The sequence below is a fragment of the Novosphingobium sp. ST904 genome, assembly GCF_001298105.1.
Lineage (GTDB): Bacteria > Pseudomonadota > Alphaproteobacteria > Sphingomonadales > Sphingomonadaceae > Novosphingobium.
Genome location: NZ_LGJH01000124.1, coordinates 41,537 through 49,162 on the forward strand (window position 1 = coordinate 41,537; position 7,626 = coordinate 49,162).

Consider the following 7,626-nt stretch of genomic DNA (forward strand, 5'->3'; position numbering starts at 1 on the left):
TCCCGTTACCCCGCAAGAATGAGCGCGGGAGCCTCGATCAGCTTCTTGAGGTCCTGCGCGAAGCTGGCAGCATCCCAGCCATCTACCACGCGGTGATCGCAGGACATCGAGATATTCATGATCTTGCGCTTCTCGATGCGCTCCACGCCGTCCGCACCCTTCACGAACATCGGTCGCTCGACGATGCGGTTCGGCCCGATGATCGCCACTTCGGGACGGTTGATGACCGGCGTGGTCGCCACCCCGCCCATCGGCCCGAGCGAGGTCACGGTGATCGTCATCCCGAAAGCTCGGACGACCTGGCCGAACCGTCCCGCGCAGCCTGTGCCAGACGGCCGATCTCGGTGGCCAGTTGCCACAAGTTGCGGTCCTGCGCATCGCGGATCACCGGAACCATCAGCCCCGCCGGGGTCTGCGCCGCCATGCCCAGATGCACCGAGCCGTAGCGCGTCACCACGCCAGCCTCGTCATCATAATGCGCATTAAGCATCGGATACTTGGGCAGCAGCTTGCAGATCGCGGTGATGAGGAACGGCAGCATCGTCAGCTTCGGCCGGTCGCCCCGCCCTGCGTTAAGCTGCGCGCGAGTTTCCTCCAGTGCCGTGACGTCGAATTCCTCGACATAGGCGAAGTGGGGTATCTGGCGCTTCGACGCAGCCATATTCTCGGCGATGCGGCGGCGCAGGCCGATCACGCGCACCTGCTCGTCCTGCCCCTTGCGCCCGGCGGGCTGGAACCCGCCGGAAGCATTGTAGGACAGGAAGGCGTCGAGATCCGAATGACGCAGGCGGCCATCTTCGGCCGGGCGCACTTCACCCAGATCGATGCCGAGATCGGCTGCACGCTTTCGCACGGCCGGGCTGGCCATGACCTTGGCGTGGGGGGCAGTCGGTTTTGGCGTGGGCGTGGGTGCGCGGGATTCGACGGGCTCAGCCTGAGCGGGGGCCGGCTTTGGCGTGAGAGCTGTGGGGGCGGGGACAGGCTTCGCCTCCGGTGCCACCGCGCTTTCCACGCGCGCCACATCGCCAGCATCGGGCGTTTCCACCTCGATCCGCTGCTCGACCACTTCGGCCTTCGGCGCAGGTGCACGGTCGACTTCGTTACCCGTGCCTTCGACCTCGATCACCACCAGCGGCGAGCCGATGGCGATCACGTCGCCCGCTTCGCCCGCGACCTCCACGACCACGCCCGAAACCGGGCTCTCCATCTCGACCGTGGCCTTGTCGGTCATCATGTCGGCCAGGCGGCCGTCTTCCTCGACCGTATCGCCGACCTTGACGTGCCAGGCGACGATCTCGGCCTCTGCGATGCCTTCGCCGATGTCCGGCAGGCGGAATGTGAAACGACCCATCGGATCAATCCTCCATGAGCCGATCGACCGCCTCGCCAATGCGGACGGGACCGGGGAAATAGGCCCACTCGAGGCTGTGCGGATAAGGCGTGTCAAAACCGGTCACGCGCTCCACCGGGGCTTCGAGATGATAGAAGCAGCGCTCCTGCACGAGCGTGACGAGCTCGGCGCCGAAACCGGAAGTGCGGGTCGCCTCGTGTATCACCAGGCATTTCCCCGTCTTCTCCACCGACTTTTCCACAGTATCGATGTCCAGCGGGACGAGGCTGCGCAAGTCGATGATTTCAGCGTCGACACCCTTCTCGGCCAGCACCGCCTCGGCAACGTGGACCATGGTGCCGTAGGTTACGACCGTCAGCGCGGCACCTTCGCGCACCACGCGCGCCTTGCCGAGCGGAATGCGGTAGTAACCCTCCGGAACCTGGCTCCCGGGCAACCCCTTCCATGGCCGCGAGGGTCGGTCGTAATAGCCGTCGAACGGGCCGTTATAAATGCGCTTGGGCTCGAAGAAGATGACGGGATCGTTGTCCTCGATCGCCGCGATCAGCAGGCCCTTGGCATCGTGAGGCGTCGCAGGGATCACCGTCTTGAGACCGGCGACATGGGTAAACAGGGCCTCCGGGCTCTGGCTGTGGGTCTGGCCGCCGAAGATGCCGCCACCGAAGGGCGAACGCACCGTGATCGGCGCCACGAACTCGCCCGCCGAACGATAGCGCAGGCGCGCTGCCTCCGAGACGAGCTGGTCGAGGCCGGGATAGATATAGTCCGCGAACTGGATTTCCGGCACTGGGCGCAGGCCATAGGCCGCCATGCCCACGGCGGCGCCAATGATGCCGCACTCGTTGATCGGCGTGTCGAACACGCGGTTCTTGCCGAACTTCTTCTGAAGGCCCGCCGTCGCGCGGAACACGCCGCCGAAGTAGCCGACGTCCTCGCCCATGATGACGACATCGGGATCGCGCGCCATCATGATGTCGAGCGCATCGTTGATCGCCTCGATCATGTTCATCGGACGGCTTGGCGCGTCGTGGAGGCTGACGGGGTTTTCCTCGATCATGGTCCTCACTCCTTCCACTCCGGCCATTTGGTCTGTCGCTCGCGGATCGCCTGTTCGGCCTGTTCCTGGAGATGCCAGGGCAGTTCCTCGAACACGTCCTCGAACATCGTATGGAACGGGTGGTGAAGGCCATGCCCGAGGATGCCGTTCTTCTCGGCCTCCTTGGTGGCGACCTTGACCTGTTCGGCCAATTCGCGGTCCATCGCCTCGTGCTGCTCCTCGGACCATTCGCCCAGCGCGATCAGGTGCTTCTTGAGCCGCGTGATCGGATCGCCGAGCGGCCAGTCCTCGGCCTCGCGCGCGGACCGATAGGCGCTGGGATCGTCCGAGGTGGAGTGACCTTCGGCGCGGTAGGTGAAGTGCTCGATCAGGGTTGGGCCCTTGTTGGCGCGGGCACGGTTCGCCGCCCATTCCATCGCCGCATAGACCGCCAGGATGTCGTTTCCATCAACCCGCAGCCCGGCAATGCCGTAACCCGCCGCACGCGCTGCAAAAGTCGTGCGCTCGGCCCCGGCAAAGCCGGAGAAGCTGGAGATCGCCCACTGGTTGTTGACCACATTGAGCACGACCGGCGCGTTGTAGACCGCCGCGAAGGTCATCGCCGCGTGGAAATCGCCCTCGGCGCTGGAGCCTTCGCCCACGAAACTGGTGGCGATGCGGGTATCGCCCTTAATCGCGCTCGCCATCGCCCAGCCCACCGCCTGCGGGAACTGGGTGGCGAGATTGCCGGAAATCGAGAAGAATCCGTAGTCCTTGGCGGAATACATGATCGGCAACTGCCGCCCCTTAAGGGGGTCGGCGCGGTTCGAGTAGATCTGGTTGACCATTTCCACCAGCGGATAGCCGCGGGCGATCAGGATGCCCTGCTGGCGGTAGCTGGGGAACACCATGTCGTCTGCTGCAAGGGCGTGGGCACAGGCGATGGAGATAGCCTCCTCGCCGGTGGACTTCATGTAGAAGCTGGTCTTCCCCTGGCGCTGGCCGCGATACATGCGATCGTCGAAGGCGCGGGTGAGCGCCATCGTTGCCAGCATCCGGCGCAAGGTCTCGGGATCGAGGCCGGGATTCCACGGGCCGACGGCGCGATCGTCGTCACCGAGGACGCGGATCATGTCCAGCGTGAAAGGCCAGGTTTCCCGCGCCTCACAGGCCTCGTCCGGCCGGGCCAGAAGGCCCGGTTCGGGGATTTCCAGGTGGGTGTAATCGACCGTATCGCCGGGCCGATATCTCGGCTCGGGGACATAGAGATCGAGTGGCGGCAGATTGCCGCGTGACTTGCCTGTACGAACCGGGCCTTCGGCCATTCTGGTTATCCTCTCCCGCCTTTCCGGGCCGTGAGAAGCCGAACCGCGCAAGGAAAAGGGACGAACCTGGCGCGTTTCAAAATTCCACGGTCAGGTCATAATATTTCAACCATCGGCAATGTCAATCCACACAGAAAGGCACAAGAACGACACCTAAACGGCCACAGGAGCGGCAATATGCGCTTGCGGCGCGTAGCCTTCGACCACGAAATCCTCGATCCGGTAATCGAAGATCGAATCGGGCTTTCGCGCGATATCGAGTCGCGCTTCGCCTGCCGGCTGCCGCGCCAGTTGCTCTTCGACCAGCGCGGCGTGGTTGAGGTAGAGATGGACATCACCACCCATCCAAACCGCCTCGCCCAGCTCAAGGTTGCATTGCTGTGCGAACATCCGCGTCAGCAGCGCCAACGACCACATGTTGAAAGCAAAGCCGAGTCCGAGATCGCAGCTCCGCTGATAGAGCGCGCAGGACAGCCGGCCGTCGGCGACGTGGAACTGATAGCTCTTGTGGCACGGCGGCAGCGCCATCGAATCGAGTTCGGCCACGTTCCAGCCCTCGATGATGTGGCGGCGGCTGCCCGGATTGTTCCTGAGGCTCTCGATCACTTGCGCGACCTGGTTCACGCCTTCCGCGCGCTTGCGATAGAGGCCGCCCTCCGCCGCTTCGTAGACCGGCCAGTCCACCCACTGCTTGCCGTAGACCGGCCCGAGATCGCCCCACTCCTGCGCAAACCCGGCATCTTCCACGATCCGGCGGGAAAAATCGGCGCGGAAATTTCCAGTCCGGTTTCGCGGCGATAGCGGTCCAGCGGCCAGTCGGTCCAGATTTCCACGCCCTGCGCGCAAAGCGGGCGAATATTGGTTTCCCCGGTCAGGAACCAGAGCAGCTCGCGCGTCGCCGTCTTCCAGTAGACCCGCTTGGTGGTGAGCAGCGGCATCGCGCCGCCCGACAGATCGAATCGGATCGTCGCACCGAACACCGAGCGCGTGCCGATGCCGGTACGGTCCACCCGTTCGTCACCCTCGTCCCAGATGCGGCGCATGAGGTCGAGATATTGCCACTCCCAGTGGCGGGCGGTGGCGGAGACGGCGGAATCGGCAATGAGCGTTTCGGTCATGGCCCGAAACCTAGACCATCGCGCCCGCGAAGGAAAAGGGCGGCCGCCCAACCACCCAGCAAAAGCGTGACAATCTTTTAAGCACGGACGGCCGCGCCGTTAGCTAATGCTCTGCGCAAATGGGGTTTTACAGGGGGCTGTAAATGAACTGGCTGATTTCCGCCGCGCACTGGCTGCGCAAGCATGTTTCCGTGCCCGCCCGCTGCGCGCAATGCCCGCCGGGCGACATGTGCGAGGATTGCCTGGGCTTCTGGCAGGTGCGCTAAAAAAGGAAGCTTCGGTCGCTCCGCCGTTGCTCGTCCAGCGGCGGAACCATGCCATCGACGGAAACATGACCCAGACAGCAAAAAGCCCGGCGTAAAACGCCGGGCTTTTCGTTGGTCGGGGAAAGAGGATTCGAACCTCCGGCCCCTGCCTCCCGAAGACGTAGCGCCTAGGCTCATACGGCGGTTTTCCGTGCTTCGGCAGCGAGAACAGATCAAGTCCATTGGCGGATGTTCTCGTTTGATTCACCCCGTCAGGTTCAGGGCGAACCTTCAACCCCTGTCCATTCTCTTCGCGAAGGAGGGCGCGCACCATGGGTAAACCGCGCCCTTCCCCCATCCCTGGCTGGGTTACGACCTCGGCCCCTTGCTTGCCCCCAGCCGCCGATGAAGTGGAAGCTGTGAAGCAAGCAATCTTGGCAAAGATCCCCGACGTGCATGGTCTGATCAGCCAAGGGCATTACCGCCTCGCCGCCGGTCAGCTTGCCCAGGCCGCCGTGCAATCCCGGAGCGCCAAACCTGTGCAAGATCGGCACGAGTTGGATCAAGTCATGGAAACGGCTGACAGACTGGCGCGGCGCATGGGCGGTCGGTTCGTTCCGCATTCCGACCATATCGGTGACGCCAACGGAATGGTCTTGGCCGAACCTGCGGGCGAGGAGCCGGTGTCGCAGGAACTGGAAGACGCGCTCAACGATATCCTGTCGCCTTTCCACTGGGAGGCATGGAAGGCCGCTCTGTTCTCCGATCACGAGGAGGGTTGGCCGGACGATGACGAACAGGAGGCAATCGTTCGTCGCGTCGATAGTGTTGCTGTGGGCGAGCACTACCAAGCATGGGCAGAGGAGGTGCGCGCCAAGCTGATCGCCGCACTAGCTGCCGAGCACGCCGAGAGGATCGAACACCCCACCGCGGCCGACTGGCGCAATCGCGCCGAGCGCGCGGAAGCCGAATGCAAGGAACTCAGGGCGGCGCAGGAGAAGTGCCAGAAGGAGGTCAGCTAGCGCCATGGGATACGTCATCTCGGTCCGCTGCGACATCCAAACCGGGAACCCGATCGAGAAGGAGCGGTGCCACTCGGACCGCCAGGCGCGCACCTCCGTTCCCAGTTCCGAGAAACCTGCCAGCCGTGACGCGGTCGTGGATACAGAGTGGCAGGCCGCCACGACTGGCTGGCGCAAAATCCGCCGCACAGGTTGGCCCCTTAAATGGGCCTGCCCGGCCTGCGCTAAGACGATCTAGCGCTGCGCCCCTCCTGCCGGACGGCAGTTGCGATAAGGCCCCCGTCGCGCATTCGCGGCGGGGCCCATCTCATGCGAATGGATCTGGAGAGGTAAACCAGTTCCCATCGGCACGACGCATGCACGACATTGCCGACACCTGCGGACCTAAGCACGAATCCGCCGGAATGGTTCCGGCCCGCCATTGGGCGTGCGACGGCCGAAGCAAATGCTCCCGTTTCGGACCACCATTCCGAACCCATCTCCAGTTGCTGGCAAAGCGGCGTTGGCCGACTATCGCGGGATGGCACTCAAGATCGAAGCGGGCATCATAGGAGCGTTCCTGGTGTGGGGCTACCTATCCCAGATCGCGCAGGTTGTGCGCTGGCTCTGGTGAACCAGGCTGCGTCGGTCCGGTCGACTATCAAGGCCCCAGCGTAAGTCCGGCACAGGGCGAACGCTTCATTCGGCGTTCCATCCGTCCAGCACTCCCAATCTGCCGGCGCCAGGATCGTGGGCATCCGGTCATGAACGTCGGCCATCTGTTCGCAGCCGTCGACCATGACCATTGAGTAGGCATTCCCCCACTCGTCGGTTGGGCGCCAGATGCCGGCGACGGCAAACAGCTCCTGATCCGGCAACGAATACCAGGTCCGCGTCATTCGGCCCGCTTGGCCCTCTGCCTCGGCCCACGCCGTAACCGGGATCAGGCAGCGCCGATCGCGAAAGCTATCCCGCCACATCGGATTGCCGCGCAGTTTGTCATCGCGAGCATTGTTCGTGGCAGTGGGCTTCAAGACCTTGCCCGTCTTCTTGCTCACCGCGTGACGGGGGAAGCCCCAAGTCATTGCACGGGCCTCGCCCTCGGCGATCACGAGCCCGGTGTATTTCGGATAGACTTCGGCCGCGAAATTGGGCGCAGCGTCGCTCTTGGCCCGGAACAATCCAGCCACCGCACCAGCCGGCATCGTCATGCGATACAAATTGCACATGGCGCGAGTGTCGCTCAACGCAGGGGATAGGCCCATCAAATTCTTCCGTGCGATCCTAATAGCTTAGACCAGCCCATGGCCTCCGGTGCGAGTCGGCGCGCACGAGAATTGATGAGAACAAAGTCAGAACATGCTACAGGGCAGCACAATGAGTCGCGAAAGGATTTCCGATGGCAGACGATCAACTAACCCTCCCGCTGGCAGACGATGACCTGATCCGTCGTAAGCGTCCGCCCTCCGGCGTGTTGCGGCATTCAGGCTCGGGGCTGATGGACCTCCGCTAAGGGGTCTCTTTCTGGACTCCAGAAGGAGGCCAAGTGA

Annotated in this window: 5 protein-coding genes and 2 pseudogenes; 2 read left to right on the forward strand and 5 right to left on the reverse strand. The window is 63.7% G+C overall.

The genetic code is table 11. The annotated features are described in order from the left end of the window. Positions 1-5 precede the first annotated feature (5 nt). The 4 genes and pseudogenes from ADT71_RS06860 to thyA form a co-directional block, all read right to left on the reverse strand. Positions 6-1,351 (reverse strand): annotated as a pseudogene (locus tag ADT71_RS06860) (dihydrolipoamide acetyltransferase family protein). A 4-nt stretch (positions 1,352-1,355) separates the two neighbouring features. After that, a complete protein-coding gene (locus ADT71_RS06865) occupies positions 1,356-2,408 on the reverse strand; it encodes an alpha-ketoacid dehydrogenase subunit beta (RefSeq protein WP_054435925.1) in 1,053 nt (350 codons plus the stop codon). 5 nt (positions 2,409-2,413) lie between these two features. Then, positions 2,414-3,712, reverse strand: a complete 1,299-nt coding sequence (locus tag ADT71_RS06870) for a thiamine pyrophosphate-dependent enzyme (RefSeq protein WP_054435922.1) — start codon at positions 3,710-3,712, stop codon at positions 2,414-2,416. Positions 3,713-3,865: 153 nt separating this feature from the next. Further along, positions 3,866-4,830: pseudogene (gene thyA / locus ADT71_RS06875) on the reverse strand (thymidylate synthase). A gap of 143 nt (positions 4,831-4,973) precedes the next feature. On the opposite strand from thyA, the gene ADT71_RS34890 reads away from it, so the two are divergent. Further along, entirely contained in the window at positions 4,974-5,096 is a 123-nt protein-coding gene (locus ADT71_RS34890; protein ID WP_255351613.1) for a hypothetical protein, read from the forward strand. A gap of 413 nt (positions 5,097-5,509) precedes the next feature. Further along, complete coding sequence (locus tag ADT71_RS06880; protein WP_054435923.1) at positions 5,510-6,097, forward strand: hypothetical protein; 588 nt, start codon at positions 5,510-5,512, stop codon at positions 6,095-6,097. Between the two features lie 545 nt (positions 6,098-6,642). Here ADT71_RS06880 and ADT71_RS06885 read toward each other — a convergent pair. After that, positions 6,643-7,305: an SOS response-associated peptidase gene (locus tag ADT71_RS06885; protein WP_054435926.1), complete on the reverse strand. Its 663-nt coding sequence runs from the start codon at positions 7,303-7,305 to the stop codon at positions 6,643-6,645. Positions 7,306-7,626: the final 321 nt, after the last annotated feature.